The sequence below is a fragment of the Billgrantia antri genome (assembly GCF_019430905.1).
GTDB lineage: Bacteria > Pseudomonadota > Gammaproteobacteria > Pseudomonadales > Halomonadaceae > Halomonas > Halomonas antri.
Window position 1 is genome coordinate 25966 of the sequence record NZ_JAHYCA010000008.1, and the last position, 19501, is coordinate 45466.

At 64.8% G+C, this 19501-nt stretch carries 15 protein-coding genes; 4 read left to right on the forward strand and 11 right to left on the reverse strand.

Features of this window, described 5'->3' with window-relative positions; all coding sequences use genetic code 11:
* Window positions 1-42: 42 nt before the first annotated feature.
* From KPL81_RS18790 to KPL81_RS18800, 3 genes are read right to left on the reverse strand one after another with little or no spacing between them, the layout of a single operon-like run.
* Window positions 43-756, reverse strand: coding sequence for a sulfite exporter TauE/SafE family protein (locus KPL81_RS18790; protein WP_219793438.1), 714 nt, complete (start codon window positions 754-756; stop codon window positions 43-45).
* Window positions 753-2234 (reverse strand): amidohydrolase family protein, encoded by a 1482-nt coding sequence (locus tag KPL81_RS18795; RefSeq protein WP_219793439.1) that lies wholly within the window; start codon window positions 2232-2234, stop codon window positions 753-755. The genes KPL81_RS18790 and KPL81_RS18795 overlap by 4 nt, the downstream gene beginning before the upstream one ends.
* 11 nt (window positions 2235-2245) lie before the next feature.
* Window positions 2246-3634: a uracil-xanthine permease family protein gene (locus KPL81_RS18800; RefSeq protein ID WP_219793440.1), complete on the reverse strand. Its 1389-nt coding sequence runs from the start codon at window positions 3632-3634 to the stop codon at window positions 2246-2248.
* Window positions 3635-3761: 127 nt separating this feature from the next.
* On the opposite strand from KPL81_RS18800, the gene KPL81_RS18805 reads away from it, so the two are divergent.
* The gene (locus KPL81_RS18805) at window positions 3762-4706 is read left to right on the forward strand and encodes a LysR family transcriptional regulator (protein ID WP_219793441.1); all 945 of its coding nucleotides are present in this window, start codon (window positions 3762-3764) and stop codon (window positions 4704-4706) included.
* Between the two features lie 53 nt (window positions 4707-4759).
* Here the strand turns inward: KPL81_RS18805 and KPL81_RS18810 are convergent, their stop codons facing one another.
* Complete coding sequence (locus KPL81_RS18810; RefSeq protein ID WP_219793442.1) at window positions 4760-5785, reverse strand: Fe(3+) ABC transporter substrate-binding protein; 1026 nt, start codon at window positions 5783-5785, stop codon at window positions 4760-4762.
* A gap of 257 nt (window positions 5786-6042) precedes the next feature.
* Here KPL81_RS18810 and KPL81_RS18815 point away from each other — a divergent pair, with 257 nt between their 5' ends.
* The gene (locus tag KPL81_RS18815) at window positions 6043-7161 is read left to right on the forward strand and encodes an ABC transporter ATP-binding protein (RefSeq protein WP_422674148.1); all 1119 of its coding nucleotides are present in this window, start codon (window positions 6043-6045) and stop codon (window positions 7159-7161) included.
* Here the strand turns inward: KPL81_RS18815 and KPL81_RS18820 are convergent.
* The 7 genes from KPL81_RS18820 to KPL81_RS18850 all read right to left on the reverse strand — a co-directional run bounded on the left by KPL81_RS18820 (window position 7147) and on the right by KPL81_RS18850 (window position 15514).
* A complete protein-coding gene (locus KPL81_RS18820; protein WP_422674151.1) occupies window positions 7147-8799 on the reverse strand; it encodes an ABC transporter permease in 1653 nt (550 codons plus the stop codon). The two genes, KPL81_RS18815 and KPL81_RS18820, sit on opposite strands and share 15 nt — an antisense overlap.
* Before the next feature lie 181 nt (window positions 8800-8980).
* The gene (locus KPL81_RS18825; RefSeq protein ID WP_219793445.1) at window positions 8981-10309 is read right to left on the reverse strand and encodes a TRAP transporter large permease; all 1329 of its coding nucleotides are present in this window, start codon (window positions 10307-10309) and stop codon (window positions 8981-8983) included.
* The gene (locus KPL81_RS18830; protein ID WP_219793446.1) at window positions 10306-10809 is read right to left on the reverse strand and encodes a TRAP transporter small permease subunit; all 504 of its coding nucleotides are present in this window, start codon (window positions 10807-10809) and stop codon (window positions 10306-10308) included. The genes KPL81_RS18825 and KPL81_RS18830 overlap by 4 nt, the downstream gene beginning before the upstream one ends.
* Window positions 10810-10902: 93 nt before the next feature.
* A complete protein-coding gene (dctP, locus tag KPL81_RS18835; RefSeq protein ID WP_209474504.1) occupies window positions 10903-12009 on the reverse strand; it encodes a TRAP transporter substrate-binding protein DctP in 1107 nt (368 codons plus the stop codon).
* 346 nt (window positions 12010-12355) lie between these two features.
* Window positions 12356-13726 carry a TRAP transporter large permease gene (locus KPL81_RS18840; protein ID WP_219793447.1) on the reverse strand — a complete coding sequence of 457 codons (1371 nt, stop codon included), beginning with the start codon at window positions 13724-13726 and terminating at the stop codon, window positions 12356-12358.
* A 21-nt stretch (window positions 13727-13747) separates the two neighbouring features.
* On the reverse strand, window positions 13748-14341 hold the full coding sequence (locus KPL81_RS18845; protein WP_209474500.1) for a TRAP transporter small permease subunit: 594 nt from the start codon (window positions 14339-14341) through the stop codon (window positions 13748-13750).
* Window positions 14342-14410: 69 nt separating this feature from the next.
* Window positions 14411-15514, reverse strand: a complete 1104-nt coding sequence (locus KPL81_RS18850) for a TRAP transporter substrate-binding protein (RefSeq protein ID WP_219793448.1) — start codon at window positions 15512-15514, stop codon at window positions 14411-14413.
* A gap of 309 nt (window positions 15515-15823) precedes the next feature.
* Here KPL81_RS18850 and KPL81_RS18855 point away from each other — a divergent pair, with 309 nt between their 5' ends.
* Both KPL81_RS18855 and KPL81_RS18860 read left to right on the forward strand, forming a co-directional pair.
* On the forward strand, window positions 15824-17926 hold the full coding sequence (locus tag KPL81_RS18855; protein WP_219793449.1) for a tRNA(Met) cytidine acetyltransferase TmcA: 2103 nt from the start codon (window positions 15824-15826) through the stop codon (window positions 17924-17926).
* A gap of 64 nt (window positions 17927-17990) precedes the next feature.
* Window positions 17991-19466 (forward strand): aminoacyl-histidine dipeptidase, encoded by a 1476-nt coding sequence (locus KPL81_RS18860; protein WP_219793450.1) that lies wholly within the window; start codon window positions 17991-17993, stop codon window positions 19464-19466.
* Window positions 19467-19501: the final 35 nt, after the last annotated feature.

Genomic DNA, 19501 nt, shown 5'->3' on the forward strand with positions numbered 1-19501 from the left:
TGCTGTCGCGGCGTAAGTGGCCGAGTCTGGATCAGGCTCGCGTTAGTAAGGGAACATCAATATGACGCCCGACACCAGTGCGAACAGCAGCACGCCCTGGCGCAGTCGTCTGGCATCGATACGGTGGTGGGTCACGCGGCTGGCAACGCTGCCGATGAACAGCGGCGGCAGCAGGTAGAGGGCCCACAGCAGCTGTTCCAGGTGGAGCTTGCCCGCCACGGCCAGGATGATCAGCGAAATGATCTCGCCCGCCAGGAAACAGCAGGCAATGGTCGAGCGCAGCTCCGGCCCGGGGCGATGCTGGTAGAGCAGCGCCAGCGGTGGCCCACCCACGCCGGTAGCGGTCTCGGTGACGCCGGTGATGACGCCGACCGTTGCGCAGGCGCCCGCCTTGGGCTTAAACACCGGCGCGAACAGCGCGGCGAGTACGGCGATTCCCGTCGAGGCGCCGACCACCTGGTTGAGGCTGTCGGCGCTCAGCACGACCAGAATCCAAAGGCCGAGGAAGGTGCCCGGCAAGCGACCCAGACTGATCCAGCCGACACCCTTCCAGTCGATCGCCTCGCGTTCGCGCAGCCCGACGTAGAGATTGAGCGGCAACATCAGGATCAGCAGCGCAATCGGCAGCAGATCGGGACGCAGGAAGCCCAGCACCGGAGCGACGATCAGCGCGAAGCCGATACCGATCGCGCCCTGTACGAAGGCGGCGATACCGGTGGCGGCGGCAATGATCACGAAGACGGCGACTTCGTTCATGATGAGTAAACCGCTCCGGTGGCCAACGCAGTGTCGATCTCCAGACTCCCTTGGGTCATTGCCCGATGTTTCGATGACGGCGGATGTACCCGGTAGATCGGCGCGCGCTGCACCGCAGCGCCAGCCGCTTCGCGTACTTCGGCAAGCAGCGCGCTGGCATCCCAGTCCACCGGCCAGCCCTGCCACAGGCGCAGCCGACCGTTGGTGAACACGGCCTCGATCTGATCGCGATTGGCGTAGCGCACCAACTCCCATGGGCGATCCCAGGATGGCGTCATCTCCGGCACGTCGAGATCGACGAGCAGGAAATCGGCGGCCAGGCCTGGGGCAATCTCTCCGGTCTGTCCCTTGAGTCCCGCTGCATCGGCGCCGGCACGGGTGGCGTGCTCAAGCCACAGCCAGCCGCCGCCACAGGACGAGTCCCCGGTCGCCAGTCCGACGGTAAGGCGCTGGCTGGTCTCGGCGGCATCCATCAGCCGAAAGGCGTCGCTACGTGTGCCATCGGTACCCAGGCCGAAGCGGATGCCCAGCGCGGCCATCTGCAGGGCCGGCGCTACGGCGTTGCCCTTCCACGCGCTGGCGACCGGATTGAAGGCCACCGCGGTACCGGTGTCGCGCAGCAGGTTGAGCTCGGTCGGCGTGACCAGGGTGGCGTGGGCGACCAGCGTCTGCGGCCCCAATGCACCCACCGCGTGCAACTGTTCCAAGGGGCGCTGACGGCGCGCGACCAGCGAACGCTCCACCGCCTGGAGGTGCTCGTTGATGTGGGTCTGGAAGATGGCGCCACTCTCGGCGCACAGCGCGGCCACATCGTGCAGCATGGCATCGCTGGCCACCTCGGGGATCGACACCGCCAGCGACGGTGCGACCAGCGCATGCCCTGCCCAGCGGGCCAAGTGCCGTTCGGCCTCACGACGGATCGCAGTGCCGTCCTGGGTTGACTCCTTACCGCCCAGGTCGTTGCAGATGTAACCCAGCACGCAGCGCAGGCCGGTCTCCTCGGCGGCTTTGGCGATGCTGCCGATCTCCGCCGAAGCTCGCGTGCCGGCGTCCACCGCGGTGGTAAAGCCGCCGCGCAGCGCCTCCAGCGCAGCGAGCTTGGCCGAGAGATACAGCGTCTGCTCGTCGAGGCTGGCCTCGAGCGGGACCCAGATGCGCTTGAAAATCTCGGAGGGCTCGCCGAACACCAGCGACTTGCCCAGCGACTGGGTCAGGTGATGGTGGGTGTCGATGAAGCCGGGCATCAGCAGCTTGCCCGGCAGTTCGATCGGCGTCAGCTCGGGATGGCGTGCGAGCAGTGCCTCACGCCGGTCGATCTCGGCGAACTTGCCGTCCGCGATCAGGACGGCCTTGTGCTTGGCGCAGCCGCTCTCGAGCAGTACCTCTTCGGGGAGCAGCAAAAGGGTATCGGCATAGAAGATTTCGGGGGTAAGCGTGCCCTGGCCCACGGTGTCGCGGACCTGTAGTGAAGTATGCATGAGGTTCTCTCTTACTTGCTCTTGACGTGCTCGCTGGCGAGATCGGCTTGCTCGGTTGCCGGCGCCGGGGCGCGGGAGTGTCCCAGATGGTGGAACAGGATGTTGACCAGTACCGCCGTCAACGTGCCCATGGCCAGGCCGTTGCCGAGGATGATCTGCAGATGCTGGGGGAAGGCACTGTAGAAGCCGGGCACGACGATGGGAATCAGGCCCATGGCCAGCGCCGCGGCCAGCGTGAACATGTTGCCATGCTCGTTGAAATCGACCTTGCGCAGGATATTGATGCCCATCACGCCGATGATCGCGAACACGATCACTGCGGTACCGGCAACCACCGCGGTGGGCAGGGTGGCGGCCAGTCGGCCGAGTGGGGCGAGCAGTGCCAGCACGACGAGGATGATGCCGGCCGCCACGGTGACGTAACGCGAGCGCACGCCGGTGGCGCGGACGATACCGATGTTCTCGCCGCTGGTGATAATCAGTGAAGTGCCGAAGCAGCCACCGATCAGCGAACCCAGCGCGTCGGCGCGGATATTGCGCGGTACCAGGGCGCGCGGGTCGCCTTTCTTCTCGACGATTTCGGCGGTGGCCATGGTCTGGCCGGTGGCCTCGGTCATCGACACCACGCTGAAGATGATCAGCGGCAGCGAGGCGATGATGTCGAACTTGGGCATGCCGAAGGGGAACAGCGACGGGAAGGCCACCACCGGGCCGGAAAATACGTTGTCGAAGCTCATCACGCCGAGCAGGGTAGCCGCCGCGGCACCGGCGATCAGCCCCAGCATCACGGCAATTCTCTGCAGCACACCGGTGAACACGCGGGCGAAGACCACGATGCAGCCCATGGTCAGCAGCGCCAGGGCGATGCCGGTCATGTTGGCGAAATCCGGCGAGTCCGGCTTGCCGGTGATCAGCCCGCCGAAGATTCGAACCAGGTTGACCGCGACCAGCAGCAGCATGGTGCCGATCACGATCGGAGGGAAGAACTTCAGCACCCGGGTGAAGAACGGCAAGGCCAGAAAGTAGAACAGCCCGGTAAGGATCACCGCGCCGGTCGCGGTCTGGATGTCGGTGGCCTGGGCGATGGCCAGGAAAATCACGATCGGTGCACCGCCCGGTACCTGGACGAAGGGAAGTCGAGCGCCGATACCGAAGGGGCCGAAGGATTGCAGCAGCGTGCCCAGGCCGCAGGCCAGGAAGGTCGCGCTCATCAGTGCCACCGTAATGTCGCTGTCGAAGCCCATCGCCCGGCCGACCAGGAACACGGCGGTGATCGGCGCGGCGGCCATCACCAGCACGTGCTGGAAGCCGTAGAGCATCATCGAATGCAACGGCAGTTTCTCGTCCACGGGCTCGACCGCTGTCGCGCTTGACTCGGTGGGGTCGTGTGTCGCTTTCATGGCTAGTGTCCTCTGTCATTGTTATTGCCACATGAGAAAGCTAGCGCCGTCAGACTGTCCCGGTCCATAATAAAGTTTCGCTCATTCCGTTGCCGAAATGGCAACGGTACGCTCGGGATGATGTGCCATGTCGTTACTGATGACCTCCCTGCGCTATTTCGAGGAAGTCGCTCGCCAGGGGTCGCTGCGAAAAGCGGCGGAACGCCTGCATGTTGCCGCCTCGGCGGTCAATCGTCAGATCCTCAAGCTCGAGGATGAGCTCGGCGTACCGCTGTTCGAGCGGTTGCCGCGGGGGCTACGGGTGTCGCCGGCGGGAGAGCTGATGCTCTACCAGATTCGCCAGTGGCAGCGCGACGAGCGCCAGATGCTGGAAACCCTGGGCGACATCCGCGGCACCGGCTGCGCCGAGGTCCGCATCGCCACCATCGAGTCGCTGACCGACCAGCTGTTGCCGACGTTGTTGCAAGGCTTTCGAGAGCGCTTCCCCAGGGTGCGATTCGTGCTGACCACAGGCCTGACCGAGACGATCCTGGAGCAGGTCGCCAGCGGCGAGGCCGATATCGGCATCTGCATGAACCCACCGGTGACGCGGCGGATTCGCTTCGAGCAGGCGGTAGAGCTGGGGTTCGGCGCGGTGGTGGCTCCCTCGCATCCGCTGGCCGAAAAGGCATCGGTACGTCTGCGTGACTGCCGTCCCTACCCGGCGATACTGCCTAGCGCCGAGATGTTTCACGGCTCGACTCTGGAGCGGACACTTGCCCATTCGGACATCGATCTCACCCCGCTGGCCGGCTGCAACCGGATACTGACGATCAAGTCGCTGGCGCGGGCAGGCCTGGGGGTGGCCTTTCTCAACAAGCTCGATATCGCCCGCGAACTGGAGCATGGCGAGCTGGTGTTCAAGCCGCTGCAGGATCGCAACATCGCCAAGGCTCGGCTGGTGCTGTGCAGTGCTGCCGAGCGCTCGCTGCCGCTGGCAGTGGCGGTGCTGGCGGAGGAGTTGAGCGAGGCGCTGCTTGGAATCGAGCCCAGGGAGGAGGGCATCGTTCCTGGCAAGATAGGAGAGGCGTAAACGAAAGACGCCCGCGGCCATGGCCGCGGGCGTCTTTTCGTGCCGAGTAGGGCTTAACGCCAGCCGACGCGATCGAAGATGCGTACCGCTTCCGGGTTGTTCTCACCCAGGATACTGACGTTGAGGTCATCCTTCTTGATCTCACCCCAGGACTCGAGGGTCTCGCTCATCTTCACGCCTTCAACGACAGGGAACTCGTAGTTGCCGGCGGCGAAGATCTCCTGGGCCTCGTCTGAAGCCAGGAACTCGAGGAAGCGGATGGCGTTCTCGCGGTTCGGTGCGGTTGCCACGACACCGGCACCACCGACGTTGACGTGGATGCCGCGATCGTCCTGGTTGGGGAACAGGATACTGACCTTGTCGGCCACTTCACGATCGGCGGCGTCCTCGGACTCGAGCAGGCGCACGTAGTAGTAGTGGTTGCCGACGGCCAGGTCGCACTCACCGGCAGCCACTGCCTTGATCTGGTCGGTGTCGCCGCCTTCGGGATCGCGCGCCATGTTGTTGACCACGCCCTGGGCCCACTCCTCGGCGCCTTCCTCGCCGTGGTGCTCGATCAGCGAGGCCAGCAGCGATTGGTTGTAGATGTTGTTCGAGGAGCGAATGCACACCTCGCCTTCCCAACGTGGGTCCGCCAGGTCCTCGTAGGAGGTGATCTCACTGGGATCGACGTTCTCGGGGTTGTAGTAGATCGCGCGCACGCGCTGGCTGAAGCCGAACCACTTGCCCTCGGGATGACGCATGGACTCAGGCAGTCGCTCCGCCAGGACGTCGGATTCGACGCTCTGGAAGACGCCGTCCTGCTCGGCGCGCCACAGACGGCCGGCATCGACGGTGATCATCACGTCGGCGGGGCTGGCGACGCCTTCGCGCTGGATGCGTTCGATCAACTGATCGGAGTCGCCCTCGAGCAGATTGACCTCGATGCCGGTCTCCTCGGTGAAAGCTTGGTAAAGCTTCTCGTCGGAATCGTAGTGGCGGGCCGAATAGAGGTTGATCTCCTCGGCGATGGCGGTGGAAGCCAGCGCAGAGCCCGCCAGCGCGGCGACAAGGGGAGCGACGAGACGACGATGGGTCATGGTGGAGGCACCTCGAGAGTCTAATGTTATTGAAGTAATGATAATACGTTGCATTACGTTGCTGGCTATTGAAGCGTTTTGCGAAGAACTCGTCAAGCGTGCCGCTGGCGTCACTGGCACGCATAAGCTCTGGAGACTGACCTGAAGCAAGGCGAAGCGAAAAAAAGGGCTAAATGCGAGTCGATTCCAAACGTATTTGCTGGACATTTCGGGTAGGATGAGGTTTGTCATTTCCCTTGGATCATGCCGCTTGTTCTATGACTAGCCAATCGAAGCCCATGGACGTCGGACGCGTACCCTACGCTCAGCCTACCGTATTGACCATGGAGGATGTGCATCACACGTTCGGCAGCCAGGCGGCCGTACGTGGCGTCGACCTGGACGTAGCCCCCGGTGAGGTCGTTTGCCTGCTGGGGCCATCGGGCTGCGGCAAGACCACGCTGCTGCGCATCGCGGCGGGGCTCGAAGTGCTGCAGCAGGGGCGCGTAAGCCTCAACGGCGGCGAGATCGCCGTGCCCAAGGGGCGCCACGTGCCGCCGGAGAAGCGCAACGTCGGGCTGGCGTTCCAGGACTCGGCGCTGTTTCCCCACCTCACTGTGATCGAGAACGTCACCTTCGGGCTGAAAGGGGAGCCGCCCCGGCAACGCCGCGAGCGGGCCTTGAGCTTGCTCGAGCAACTGGGCATGGCCAGCTATGCCGACAGCTACCCCCACATGCTCTCCGGCGGACAGCAGCAGCGTGTGGCGCTGGCTCGCGCCCTGGCGCCTGCGCCTCAACTGATGCTCCTCGACGAGCCCTTCTCCAGTCTCGATGCGCGCCTGCGCGATCGCATCCGCGACGATACCTTGCACGTGCTCAAGAAGGTCGGTGCCGCCACCCTGCTGGTGACCCATGATCCCGAAGAGGCCATGTTCATGGCCGATCGCATCGCCCTGATGCGCGACGGGCGTATCGTCCAGGTGGGCACGCCACGCGAGCTCTACTGCGTCCCCTGCGATCCCTTCGTCGTCGCCTTCTTCGGTGAGGTCAATGAGCTGCCGGGGGTGGTGCGGAATGGTCGGGTGCAGACCCCGGTGGGGCCGGTGGAGGCCGGCTGGCTACCCGAGGGAAGTCAGGTATTGGTGATGATCCGGCCCGAGGCGCTGCGGATTACTGAGCACTTTGAGCCAGCGCCGGTGCACCGTCACAGCCATGTGGTCATGGCCAAGTTGCTGGGGCGCACCAGCCTGCTGCATATCTGCGCGCATGGCGAGGATGGCAGCGAAGCCCACCTGCATGCCCGGGTTCCTGGCGTATTCCTGCCGGCCGAGGGGCAGCGGGTCGACATCCACCTCGACCTCTCCCAGGTCTTCGTCTTTCCTTCAGCGGCTGCCTGAACCGGGGCGCGAGCGGCGCATGGCCATGCTCAGCAGGATGACCGGGATGATGCCGACGGCGACGATGGCAAGCGAGGCCGTCGACGCCTCGGCAAGGCGCTCGTCCGAGGCCAGGCTGTAGGCCCTCACCGCCAAGGTGTCGAAGTTGAACGGGCGCAGGATGATGGTCGCCGGCAGCTCCTTCATGACATCGACGAACACCAGGATCCCGGCGGCAATCAAGCTGCCGCGCATGATCGGCGTGTGTATCCGCTTGAGGGTGCCGACGGGGGTCTGGCCCAACGTGCGCGAGGCCGCGTCCATGCTCGGCGTCACTTTGCCCAGGCTCGCTTCCACGGTATTGAATGACACCGCGAGAAATCGCACGACGTAGGCGTACACCAGGATGAAGGCCGAGCCGCTGAAGATCAGGCCAACGATCTTGCCATAGTGGGCGTGCAGCCAGCTGTTGAGCGCATTATCCAGCCAGGCGAAGGGGATCAGGATGCCCACCGCGATCACCGACCCCGGTATGGCATAGCCCATCGAGGCGATACGGGTAGCGATGCGCGTCAGCGGGCTGTCGTGGAGGCGTACCCCGTAGCTCAGGATCACCGCCAGCCCCACCGCAATGAGCGACGCGGTGATCGCCAGGGTCAGGCTGTTCCAGGCGAAATCGAGAAAACGCGTACCGAGCAGCGTATCGCCCTTGGCGATCGCCATCTGCAACAGCAGGCCACAGGGTATCAGGAAGCCGACCAATACCGGCAGGGCGCAGGCGGTGAAGGCCGCTACCGCTCGCCAGCCGCGCAGCCGGAATTCGGGTAGCTGCTGGTAGCGGTTGGTAGTGTGGAAGTACTTGCGCTTGCCGCGCGACCAGCGCTCGAGCAGCACCAACGCAATGACGAACAGCAGCAGGCAGGCGGCGAGCTGGGCCGCCGCGACCTGTTCGCCCAGGCCGAACCAGGTGCGGTAGATGCCGGTGGTGAAGGTATCGACGCCGAAGAATTGCACGGCACCGAATTCATTGAGGGTTTCCATCAGCACCAGCGAGACGCCGCCGACGATGGCCGGGCGGGCCAGTGGTACGGCCACGGTGGCGAACAGGCTCCACGGGCCGCGACCCAGGGTGCGGCCGACGTCGAGCACGCAAACCGACTGTTCCAGGAAGGCGGCGCGTGCCAGCAGGTAGACGTAGGGGTAGAGCACCAGAGTGATCAGCGTGGCGGCGCCGCCCAGCGAGCGGATGTCGGGAAAGAGGTAATCGCCATGGCCCCAGCCGAAGAGTTCACGCAGCCAGCTCTGTAGTGGGCCCGCGTACTGCAGGAAGTCGGTGTAGGCGTAGGCGATTACATAGGTAGGCACGGCCAGCGGCAGCAGCAGCGCCCACTCGAAGAGGCGCCGGCCCGGGAAGCGACACATCACCACCAGCCAGGCGCTGCCGGTGCCGATCACCATGCTGCCGACCCCTACCGCAATGGCGAGATAGAAGGTGTTGCTCAGGTAGCGGCCCAGTACCGTGCTGGCCAGGTGCTGCCAGACGCCTTGTGTCGGCATCACGATATGGGCCAGCACCGCGATGACCGGAAGAGCGACGACGAGCGCCACGGCGAGGATCAGCAGCGTCCAGGGGCTCAGGCGGCGAGACAGGGAAGCCAGGGCCGAATTCGCGGATCGGAACAAGCAGGGACTCCTTCACTGGCCGACGCGCAGCCCAGCAATGCGAGATGATGGCGGCTGGAAATGATACCAGTTGCCGCAGCAGGCTGCAGCTGACCGGTGTCAATGAAAGAGCGCCCGCGCCTGACGGCGCGAGCGCTTGGCAGCGGGCGCTAGCGGATCAATAATCGAGCAGCATCGATGGCAGTCCCGTCACCAGTGACGGGAAGAAAGCCATCAGCACGCAGGCCAGCACGATCAGCGCGCAGAAGGGGATGACGGCGCGGTAGAGGTCCAGCGTCTCGACTCCCGGCGGGGCCACGCCCTTCAGGTAGAACAGCGCGTAGCCGAACGGTGGCGTGAGGAAGGAGGTCTGCAGCACCACGGCGACCATCACCACGAACCACAGGATGTCGACGCCCATGCTCTCGACGATCGGCAGCATGATCGGGAAGCTGAGCAGCACGATGCCGGTCCAGTCGAGGAACATGCCGAGGATGAAGACCAGGAACAGCATCAGTATCAGGGCTCCGGTGGTACCGCCGGGCATGGCCATGACCACCTCGTGAATGACCTGCATGCCGCCGCCGCGAGAAAAGACGCCGGTGAAGGCCGTGGCGCCGACCAGCACCAACATGACCATGGTGGTGGTCTTGCTGGCCTCGATCAGGGTGCGGTAGCAGGTGGCGGCCTTGCGGTCGCCAAAGATCAGGAACAGCACGAAGGCGATGAAGACGCCGATGGCCGAGGCCTCGGTGGCGGTGGCGATACCGGCAAACAGCGATCCCAGCACGCCGAGGATCAGCGACATCGGCGGCAGCACGTACTTCAGCAGCATGCCCACCAGCTCACCTGTGGAGACGTCGGCGCGCTCCTCGGCCGGTACCGGCGGTCCGTAGCTGGGCTTGAAGTAGCAGATCACCAGCACGTAGAGCGCATACATCACCCCGAGCATCACGCCCGGCACCAGGGCGCCGGCGAACAGCGCGCCGACCGAGACTGGCGAATAGCTGGCCATCAGGATCAGCATGATGCTCGGCGGGATCAGGATGCCCAGGCAGCCGCTGGCCATGATCACGCCGGTACTGAGCTCCTTGTTGTAGGAGTACTTCAGCATCGGCACCAGCGCGATCATGCCCATCACCGCGATGGAGGCACCGACAATGCCGGTGGTGGCCGCCAGCAGCACCGAGACGATGACCACGGTCAGCGCCAGGCCGCCTCGCAGGTTGGCGAGCAACAGGCGCATCGACTCGAACATCTTCTCGGTCACGCCGGAGTCGTTGAGGAAGCGCGCCATCAGCACGAACAGCGGGATGGCCACCAGGACGTAATTGTCCATGGCGTTGCCGTAGATGTTGTTGATCAGCGTACCGGTTACCTTGATGCCGGGGCCGAACAGCGCACCGAGCACCGCCACACCGCCCAGCACGAAGGCCAGCGGATGGCCCATGAACAGCCCGACGAGCAGACCGCCGAACATGAACAGGGTGAGCATTTCGGGGCTCATGCGGGCTCCTCCTGGTTAAGTTCCCGAACGGCACGGATGACGATGGCGATGGCCTGCAGCAGGATCAGCACCGCGGCGACCACGATCACGCCCTTCACCGGATAGACCGGGATGGCGATCATGCCGTAGGTGGTCTCGCTGCGACTGAAGGAGCGCTCGAAGAAGTTCCAGCCGTAGGTGAGCAGCATCCAGATAAATGGAATAAAGAAGATCAGGTAACCGAGGATATCGATGAGGGCTCGCTTGCGCCGCGAGAGCAGGCGCTTGATGACGTCCACCTCGACATGCGCATGATGGCGCAGGCCGTAGGCGGCCATCAGCATGAAATGAGCGCCGAACAGCATCTTGGTGACATCGAAGGCCCAGTCGCTGGGGCGCCCGATGAAGAAGCGCATGGCGATGTCGTAGATCACGATCAGGGTGATCACGGCTAGCAGCGGGGCGATCAAACGTCCGAACCCCTCGTTAAGGGCGTCGATGGCCCTGGCAATGGCATTCATGATGAGGATCTCGGAATCGGTCGGAGTAGAGGCGGATTGGCGTATGGCTGTGAGACGAGGAGGGTGGGTCGCCATGGGCCCACCCGGATCCGCTTACTGGTTCATGCAGGACTCGATCTCCTCCAGCGGGGGAAGGTCATCGGTAACGCGGCTCATGTTGTAAGGCACCGAAATGTCACGCCAGTTGGCATAGTGCTCCATGTAGCTGATCATGGAGTGGTAGATCTTGGCGTGCATCGGGTCCTCGCAGGCACCCTGGAGGATCACTTCGTTGGTGATCTCCTGGATACGGGCCAGGTCCTCCTCGGACAGCTGGTTGATCTCGGTACCGTCCTCGATGAACTTCACCGTGCCCTCGGTGGACTCGCGCTCCGACCAGGCCAGCGACCAGGCCAGGTTGGCTTGGGCGGCGATCTTCAGCTTCTCCTGGGTCTCCTCGGAGAGCGCATCCCAGGCATCCTTGTTGATCATCACGCCGAACACGCTGGCAGACTGGTGCCAGCCGGGCACGGACCAGTAGTCGGCAACCTCGTTGAAGCCGGCCTTGTAATCTACGCCGGGCGTGGAAAACTCGGCGCCGTCGACCACGCCGCGCTCGATGGCCTGATAGATCTCGCCGCCCGCCAGGGTGACCTGCGAGCCGCCCAACTGCTCGAGCACGCGACCCTGATCGCGACCGGAGAGGCGCAGGCGCTTGCCCTCCAGGTCGGCGATGCTTTCGATCGGTGTGCCGCCGCGGAAACCGGACTCGTTGTTGGTGATGCCGTAGGGCAGGTAGACCATGTTGTACTGCCCATAGACCTCCTGATAGAGCTCCCAGCCGCCCCACTGCATGATCCAGTTGAGATAGTCGACGCCATTGAAAAGACTGGTGGTGGTGGCCAGCGGCGAGAAGGCCGGCGAGAGGCCCGCCCAGTAGCCGGGCCAGTCACCCGCGGCTTCGATGCTGCCGGTCTCGGTGGCGTCGAACACCTCGGTGCCGGGCATCAGCGTGCCGCCGGCGCGAAACTCGATCTGCAGCTCGTCGCCAGCCAGCTGGTTGACCAGCTCCACCCAGTGGCGGTCTATCTCGATCAAATCCAGGTTATCCGGCCAGGTGGTAGTCATGGTCCACTGCTCCTGCGCCTGGGCAGTGGTGGACATGGCTGCCAGGGCGATGCCTGCGGCCAGACCGGTCAGCGCGAATCGACTTTTCATCATGCTGTCGTGCTCCCTATACGTTGTTTTAAAGCTGCGATGTGGCGTCACTACCGAGACGAGAACGCGAAGCGTACCCGGGACGCTCATACCCGAGCGCTCGCTCGGGTCTCATCACAAGCTAGCATGTCGTTGTGACAGGAATCGATAGCCTGCTCGGCAAAGAGTAGCGCACCCCCGGCAAGGGTAAATTAGGACTTGTTTATTGGGATGTGGCTGTATTGAAAGGCAAAGCAGCGCCGTCTTGGGCAAGGAGAACGGGGGTGGGGTGGGAGGAGTCGATAGACCAAAGTCTGATGGGGCGATGCGAGCCGGAGGGGCTCCGGCTCGTCGTCTTGATGGCGTGACCTCAGTTGCCGCTGTAGACGTGCCCCGGCAGCCAGGTGGCCAACGGTTCGTAGAAGAACACCAGGAACAGTCCCAGTAATTGCAGCGCTACGAAAGGAGCGACGCCCTTGTAGATGTCGAGCGTGCTGATTTCCGGCGGACAGACCCCCTTGATGTAGAACAGTGCGAAACCCACCGGCGGAGTCAGGAACGAGGTCTGCAGGCAGATGGCGAAGAGGATGGCGAACCATACCGGATCGACGCCCAGGCTGAACACCACCGGGGCGACCAGTGGCAGGATGATCAGCGTGATTTCCACCCAGTCGAGGAAGAAGCCGAGCAGGAACACCACCAGCATGACCGTGAGCACTACGCCGGCGGGCCCGAAGGGCAGGCCGGTGATCGCGCTGCGGATGACGTCGTCACCACCGAGCCCGCGCAGCACCACTGCGAAGATGGTGGCCCCAACGAAGATGCCGAAGATGAACGCCGTGGTGCGGGTAGTCTGGAACAGCGCCTTGGTCACGACCTCGAGGCTCAGCCGGCGACTGAGCAGGGCGAGCAGCAGGGCGCCCAGGGCGCCCACCGCCGATGCCTCGGTGGTAGTGGCGATACCCAGGAAGATGGAGCCGAGCACGGCCACGATCAGCGCCATGGGCGGCAGCACCGCGATCAATACCTCAAGTAGTGCCTTCGGTGTGAACGGCTCGCGGTTCTCGGGGGCCGGCGCCAGGTCCTTCTTGAGGTAGGCCGCAATCACGATATAGGCGATGTACATCACTCCCAGCATCACGCCGGGAATCAGCGCGCCCATGAACAGCCGGCCGACCGAGGCCTCCGAGGTGCCCAGGCGGTCGGCCATCAGTACCAGCATGATGCTGGGTGGTACCAGGATGCCCAGCGTACCGACCGAACAGGCCGTGCCCACCGCCAGCGACTTGTCGTACTTGGCCTGTAGCATGGGGCCGATCGACAGCATGCCGAGCAGCACCACCGACGCCCCGACGATACCGGTCGAAGCTGCCAGCAGTACGCCGACGATGACCACGGTGACGGCATAGCCGCCGCGCAGCCCACCCAGCACTCGCACCAGAGAGTTCATCAGCCGCTCGGCGATACCCGAGCGGTCGAGCATGATCCCCATGAAGATGAACAGCGGCAGTGCCACCATCAATTCGTTGGCGACGATGCCGAAAAGACGCCGGTCGAGCACGCCGATGGTGCCGCCCCACGTGAACCACAGCTCGGCCTCCAGGAATTCCACGAGTACGTGGCCGATGACGGCGAACAGGAAGCCGATGCCGGCCAGCGCCCAGGCCACCGGGAAGCCCAGCAGCAACAGCCCCATGAAACCGGCGAACATGCCGATGACGAGAATTTCTTCAAGACCCATGTCGATCCTCGCGGAGGCGCGTTAGCGATGGTCCACCGGGCGGCGCAGCGGCAGCTTCCGGGGGAAATCGAAGAGGTAGGTGCAGCAGCGCAGCGCTCGTGACGACAGGGCGAAGGCGATCAGCGCCATGCCGAGGGGCAGCGTGCTCTTGATGATGAAGCGATAGGGCAGCCCGCTCGGCGCCTGCGAGCGCTCGCCTTGCTCGAACGAACGGTAGGCATAGTCGATCAGGCCATCGACCATGAAATAGAGCACGGGAAGTACCAGCAGGACGATACCCAGCAGCTCGACCCAGGCCTGGAAACGCAGCGTGAAGCGCTCGCGCAGCACGTCGACGCGAACGTGATCGTCGGTGACCACGGCATAGGCCAGCGTGAGAATCATGGTGGCGCCGAAAAAGTGCCAGGAGAGCTCCTCCAGGGCGATGGAACCTCGCCCCATAATGAAGCGGCTGAACACGTTGGTCAGTACGACGACGAGCGTGGCCAGCCACAGCCAGGAGAGGCCCTTGCCGAGTACGGCGATGGCCGAGTCCACGGCGTGGCTGATTCGGTTCGTGGGCAGCTCCGGTGGGAGTGCGTGTGGCGTATCGGGAGATGTATCAGGTGTAGACATCGAGCAGCCTCTCGTTGCCGCGAGTCGGCGGCGCCGCCGGAGGCTTGCCTCCGGCGGTCTTTAGGACGATCAGTTGGATTTCGGTGTGTAGTAGGTGCGCGGCAGGTAGCCCTTGGCATGCCAGTTGCCGTGGACCTGCATCCACTCGCGCTGGCTTTCCAGCACGCGGGCGAAGAGCTCGTCCTCGCTGGCCATCTGGTCCAGCACCCCCATGGTGACCGCTTCCAGCTCGGCGATGATCTCCGGCGACAGAGTCTGGGCATTCACCCCCTCGGCCTCGAAGCCGGCCAGCGCCTGAGGATTCTCCCACTCGCTCTCGGAGAAGCCGAACAGCGTGGCGGAGCGACAACCGGTTTCGATCTGCGCACGGCTCAAGTCGGAGAGCTCGTTCCAGGTCTCTTCGTTGACCAGCAGGTGCGAGGTGGTATAGGTCTGGTGCCAGCCCGGCATGACATAGTTCTGCACGATCTCCTGCATGCCCAGGATGCGATCGACGGCCGGAGCTGAGAACTCGGTGGCATCGATCGTGCCGCGCTCCATGGCCTGGTAGAGTTCGCCGCCTGGCAGCATGGTGACCGAGGCGCCCAGCTCTTCCATCACCCGGCCGCCGATGCCGGCGAAGCGGATGCGCAGGCCATCGATCTGCTCGAGGGATTCCAGCGGCTGGGCGAACCAGCCGGCGGCTTCCGGCCCGATGACGCCGCACAGCAGTGCCTTCACGCCATACGGCTCGTAGACTTCCTGCAGCAGGGCATCGCCGTCACCGAAGTAGTGCCAGGCCATGAAGGCAGGCGGCTCCATGCCGAAGGGAGGGCCTGACAGCAGCGGCAGTACCGGGATGCTGCCCTGGTCGTAGCCGATCCAGGTGAAGCCCGCCGGATAGCGCGCCTCCGAGACGGCATCGAGAATCTCGAACGGCGGAATCAGCTCGCCCGGCTCGTAGTAACGCAACTGAATGTTGCCGCCGGAAATGGCCTCCAGCGTTTCGGAAAGGTGCACCACCGGGGTACTCAGACCCACCAGATGTGAAGGAAAGGCAATGGGCACCTGCCAGCGCACGCTTTCCTGGGCGTTGGCGTTTGCGGCCAGGGTGGCACCGGCCAGTATCACGGCGGCGGCCGTGACGGTCAGCTTCAGGCGTGCAGCCCGTTGGGGGCCAGTTGAGGCTTGCATAGACGCGACTCCACTTGTTGTGACGGGTATTGTTCTAGGAAAGGCCTATTCCAGCGACGAAACTCCCATGAGCCTCTAGGAAAGGCAACTATGGAAAATTGGTAAGACCAATAATGGACTTGGGGGATCTGAACGCCGTGGTGGGGTTGGATGCTTGATCTGCGTCGATTGGCTCTGAAAAGTCAGTATCTTGATGCGAAGATTGCGTTATTGTGCTCTGTGATTAGCAAGCTCATGAATCGGGGGTGAGATTGGCCTGCGACCAATTGTTAAGGCTGACGGGATCGGATAGGGAAAAAGGAAACGCCTGTGGGCATATCGGAACACACCGCCATATTAAATTGGTCTGACCAACTGGGCCGGTGCGGTTGGCGCGGCCTGCTGTGGGCCACCGCGTCCGACGAGCCGGCCCGTCACCTGGCGATTGCCCTGGGGCAGGCGCGCGCCTGGCGTGCTCCCTGCTGGGTGTCGCCAACGCCTCCCGAATTGCCATGGCACGGGGCATGGCTGCCGCCCAACAAGGCCAGGACCCGATTGGGCCAGGAGCACGACCTGATCATCTTCGATATGCTCTGCTCCGGGGCCGGCTTCGATGCGGATGCCTTCGGTGCCTTGAGCGGAACGCTGCAAGCCGGAGGCCTGCTGGTGTTGCTGACATCGCCGCATGATGAGGTCGGCGCCGGTCGCTACCTGATTCGTCTGCGGCAACGGCTGTCGCAGGCGCCCGGTGTGGCACGATGGATGCCCGGTACCCCTCCGCGGCTACCCGATCTCCCTGCCGCTTCGCCAAAGAGCAAGCAGAAGAGTGGTGATCCCGACTGTCTGACCGCGGATCAGGCCGAGGCGGTCAAGCGGCTGGTCGGCCTGCGGCGACGCCGACCTCTGGTGCTCACCGCCGACCGCGGTCGCGGCAAGACGGCTGCGCTCGGCATCGCCTGCGCGCGGCTGTTGCAGGCGGGCCAGCGTCACATTAGCGTGACGGCGCCGCGTCCCGAGGCAGTGACGGCTCTGTTCGCGCGTCTGGAAGCGCTGCGCCCGGCAGGCCAACGGGACGGCAATCGCTTCGTCGATGCACAGGGCGGGCGAGTAGAGTTCATAGCACCCGATGAGCTGAGCATTCGAATCGAGCACGGCGAGGCCGGCGGTGCGGGCACCTGGCTGCTGGTGGATGAGGCCGCTGCGCTTCCCGCAGCCCTGCTGGGGCAGTGGCTCAGGGCCTTTCCTCGCATCGCCTTCGCCACCACCGTGCACGGTTACGAGGGCTCGGGGCGCGGTTTCGCCCTGCGTTTTCGCCAGCGCCTCGAGCAATTGACTCCCGACTGGCATGAGTGCCACCTCGCCACGCCGGTGCGCTGGACCGAGGGCGACCCCCTTGAGCGATTGGTCAGCGACCTGCTGCTGCTCGATGCCGAACCGCCTCCATCCACGGCCCCCGTGGCGCTTGAGACAGTGCGCTGGCAGCGTTCGGCACTTGCCGTCGATGAAGTCTCGCTGCGTGAGGTCTTCGGCCTGTTGGTACAGGCGCACTACCGCACCACGCCTGCCGACCTGCAGCGCCTGCTTGATGAGCCGGGGCTCGGTATCACTACCTTGACGGCCGGTGGGCATACCCAGGCAGTGACTGTGTGCGCCGATGAAGGCGGCTTCGAGCCCGAGCTGGCCGAGCAGGTGGCGCGGGGCGAACGTCGCCTGCCCGGCCATCTGCTGGCCCAGTCGCTAGCGGCCCATGCCGGTGTTCGCGAGGCACTGACGACACGCCTGCGTCGAGTGCGGCGCATTGCGGTGCATCCACAACGGCGTCGCGAAGGGTTGGGTCGATGCCTGCTGGAGCATGAACGAGAGGCTGCGCGGCAGGCTGGTATCGACTTGCTGGGCGCCAGCTTTGGCGCCGAGCCAGGTCTGTTGGCCTTCTGGCAGGCGCAGGGCTTCAAGGCAGTGCGGCTGGGACTGTCACGGGAGACCTCGACGGGCGAGCATGCCGTGATGGTCGTGGTCCCGCTCAGCGCCAGGGGGAGGGCGCTGAGTGAGGCACTGATGCAGCGTTTCCAGCGGCTGCTGCCCGCCCTGTTGGCCTTCGAGCTGGCCGACCTGGCTCCCGAGGTGGCGCTTGCGCTGCTGGCCGAAGGGCCACGCCCGGTACTGGATGCGGTCGAATGCCGCGATATCGAAGATGTGGCCCACGGCCGCCGCGAGCCGGCGCTGGCGCGCCCGGCCCTGCAGGGACTGGTACGCCGTGCGGCAACGGCAGGCAGTCAGGATCCCGAGCTGGCCTGGCTCGCTGCCTGGGCTTTCCAGGGGCGAGGCATTGCCTGGCTGGCGGCCCAATCCGGTGCCAAGGGGCGACGCCAGGTCATGGAGAGGCTGCGCGGGGTCGTGGCCCGTCTGCAAGACGATGATGCGGACATGCCCTGAGCGGGCTTTTCCCGGCGCCAGCGGCCCGGTAAGGTAGCTCGGTTATTACCCGAGCAGACGGACCATGAACGAACATCTCGAGCAACTTGCCCCGCAGCCGCTGTGGCGCCACTTCCGCACCCTTTGCAACACGCCGCGTCCTTCTGGACACGAGGCCGAGCTGGTGTCCATTCTCGAACGCTGGGCCGAGCGGCAGGGGCTCGTCCACGATCGCGACGGCTTCGGCAATCTGCGCCTACGCAAGCCGGCCACACCGGGGCATGAAAATGCGCCCGGCATCATTCTTCAGGGGCACCTGGACATGGTGGCCCAGGCCAACGCTGACCATCCCCATGATTTCACTCGCGATCCGATCGAGACCTATGTCGAGGATGGCTGGCTGCGTGCGCGGCACACCACGCTGGGGGCCGACAATGGACTCGGTGTAGCGGCGGCGTTGGCGATCCTGGAGGACAGCGAGTTGGTTCACGGCCCGCTCGAGGCACTGTTTACCCTCGAAGAGGAGACCTCGATGGGCGGCGCATTGCAGCTGGCGGAGAACTGGCTCGACGGGCGCGTGCTGCTCAACCTGGATTCGGAAGACCGCGGCGAAGTGTTCATCGGCTGTGCCGGCGGTGCCGACGTGGTGGTGGAGGCTCAGCTACCCACGGCCGAGCCGGGGCCTGGTGAAGTCGCCGTGCAACTGGCCTTGACCGGCTTGTCGGGCGGACACTCCGGTATCGACATCCACCGTGGTCGCGGCAACGCCAACCGCCTGCTGGTCCGCGTGCTCAGGGCGCTGGAAGCCTACGACATACGCCTGGTCGGCTATCGGGGCGGCACCCTGCGCAACGCCATCCCGCGCGAGGCCTTCGCCACCCTGATGCTGTCCGCCGACGAGATCGATGCCGTCGCCAGCCGGGTGGCGACGCTGGAGCAGGAGTTGCGTACCGAGCTGGCCGGGGTCGACGATGGCCTGACCCTCGCCATGACGCCGCTCGAGGCCCGCCCCGCCCAGGCGCTCAATGCCCATGCCAGCCACATGCTGTTGGCGGCGCTCAATGCGGCCCCCTACGGCGTGGAGCGCATGAGTAGTTCGGTACCCGGTGTGGTCGAGACTTCCAACAACCTGGGCGTGGTGAGCCTCGACGAGGGTCGCTTCCACCTCTGCGCCTTGGTGCGCTCGCTGCGCGACAGCGCGGTGAACGACCTGGCCGACCGCTTCCGCGGCCTGTTCGACCTCATCGGTGCACGCACGCGTGTCGAGAACGCCTACCCCGGTTGGACGCCGGCGACCGACAGCGCCTTGCTGGCGCGCTTCCGCCGCCTGCACCGGCAGCACGTCGGCAGCGAGCCGGCGGTCAAGGTGATCCACGCGGGGCTGGAGTGCGGCATCCTTGCCGGCAAGTATCCTGCGCTCGAGATGATCTCGTTCGGCCCGTCGATCCGCGGTGCCCATTCGCCCGACGAGCGGGTCGAGCTGAGCTCGGTGGAAGAGTTCTGGGGACTGTTGCGGGCGCTGATCGAGGACCTGGCCTGCGACACCGCGATGGGTGCCTGACCGAGCAGCGGGTGTCTGACTGAGAATAGAGAGCG

What these genes read in the sequence shown, in the direction of transcription:
- KPL81_RS18790 (WP_219793438.1), bottom strand. Translation starts at nt 756, where the DNA reads ATGAACGAAGTCGCCGTCTTCGTGATCATTGCCGCCGCCACCGGTATC.
- KPL81_RS18795 (WP_219793439.1), bottom strand. Translation starts at nt 2,234, where the DNA reads ATGCATACTTCACTACAGGTCCGCGACACCGTGGGCCAGGGCACGCTT.
- KPL81_RS18800 (WP_219793440.1), bottom strand. Translation starts at nt 3,634, where the DNA reads ATGAAAGCGACACACGACCCCACCGAGTCAAGCGCGACAGCGGTCGAG.
- KPL81_RS18805 (WP_219793441.1), top strand. Translation starts at nt 3,762, where the DNA reads ATGTCGTTACTGATGACCTCCCTGCGCTATTTCGAGGAAGTCGCTCGC.
- KPL81_RS18810 (WP_219793442.1), bottom strand. Translation starts at nt 5,785, where the DNA reads ATGACCCATCGTCGTCTCGTCGCTCCCCTTGTCGCCGCGCTGGCGGGC.
- KPL81_RS18815 (WP_422674148.1), top strand. Translation starts at nt 6,043, where the DNA reads ATGACTAGCCAATCGAAGCCCATGGACGTCGGACGCGTACCCTACGCT.
- KPL81_RS18825 (WP_219793445.1), bottom strand. Translation starts at nt 10,309, where the DNA reads ATGAGCCCCGAAATGCTCACCCTGTTCATGTTCGGCGGTCTGCTCGTC.
- KPL81_RS18830 (WP_219793446.1), bottom strand. Translation starts at nt 10,809, where the DNA reads ATGAATGCCATTGCCAGGGCCATCGACGCCCTTAACGAGGGGTTCGGA.
- dctP (WP_209474504.1), bottom strand. Translation starts at nt 12,009, where the DNA reads ATGATGAAAAGTCGATTCGCGCTGACCGGTCTGGCCGCAGGCATCGCC.
- KPL81_RS18840 (WP_219793447.1), bottom strand. Translation starts at nt 13,726, where the DNA reads ATGGGTCTTGAAGAAATTCTCGTCATCGGCATGTTCGCCGGTTTCATG.
- KPL81_RS18845 (WP_209474500.1), bottom strand. Translation starts at nt 14,341, where the DNA reads ATGTCTACACCTGATACATCTCCCGATACGCCACACGCACTCCCACCG.
- KPL81_RS18850 (WP_219793448.1), bottom strand. Translation starts at nt 15,514, where the DNA reads ATGCAAGCCTCAACTGGCCCCCAACGGGCTGCACGCCTGAAGCTGACC.
- KPL81_RS18860 (WP_219793450.1), top strand. Translation starts at nt 17,991, where the DNA reads ATGAACGAACATCTCGAGCAACTTGCCCCGCAGCCGCTGTGGCGCCAC.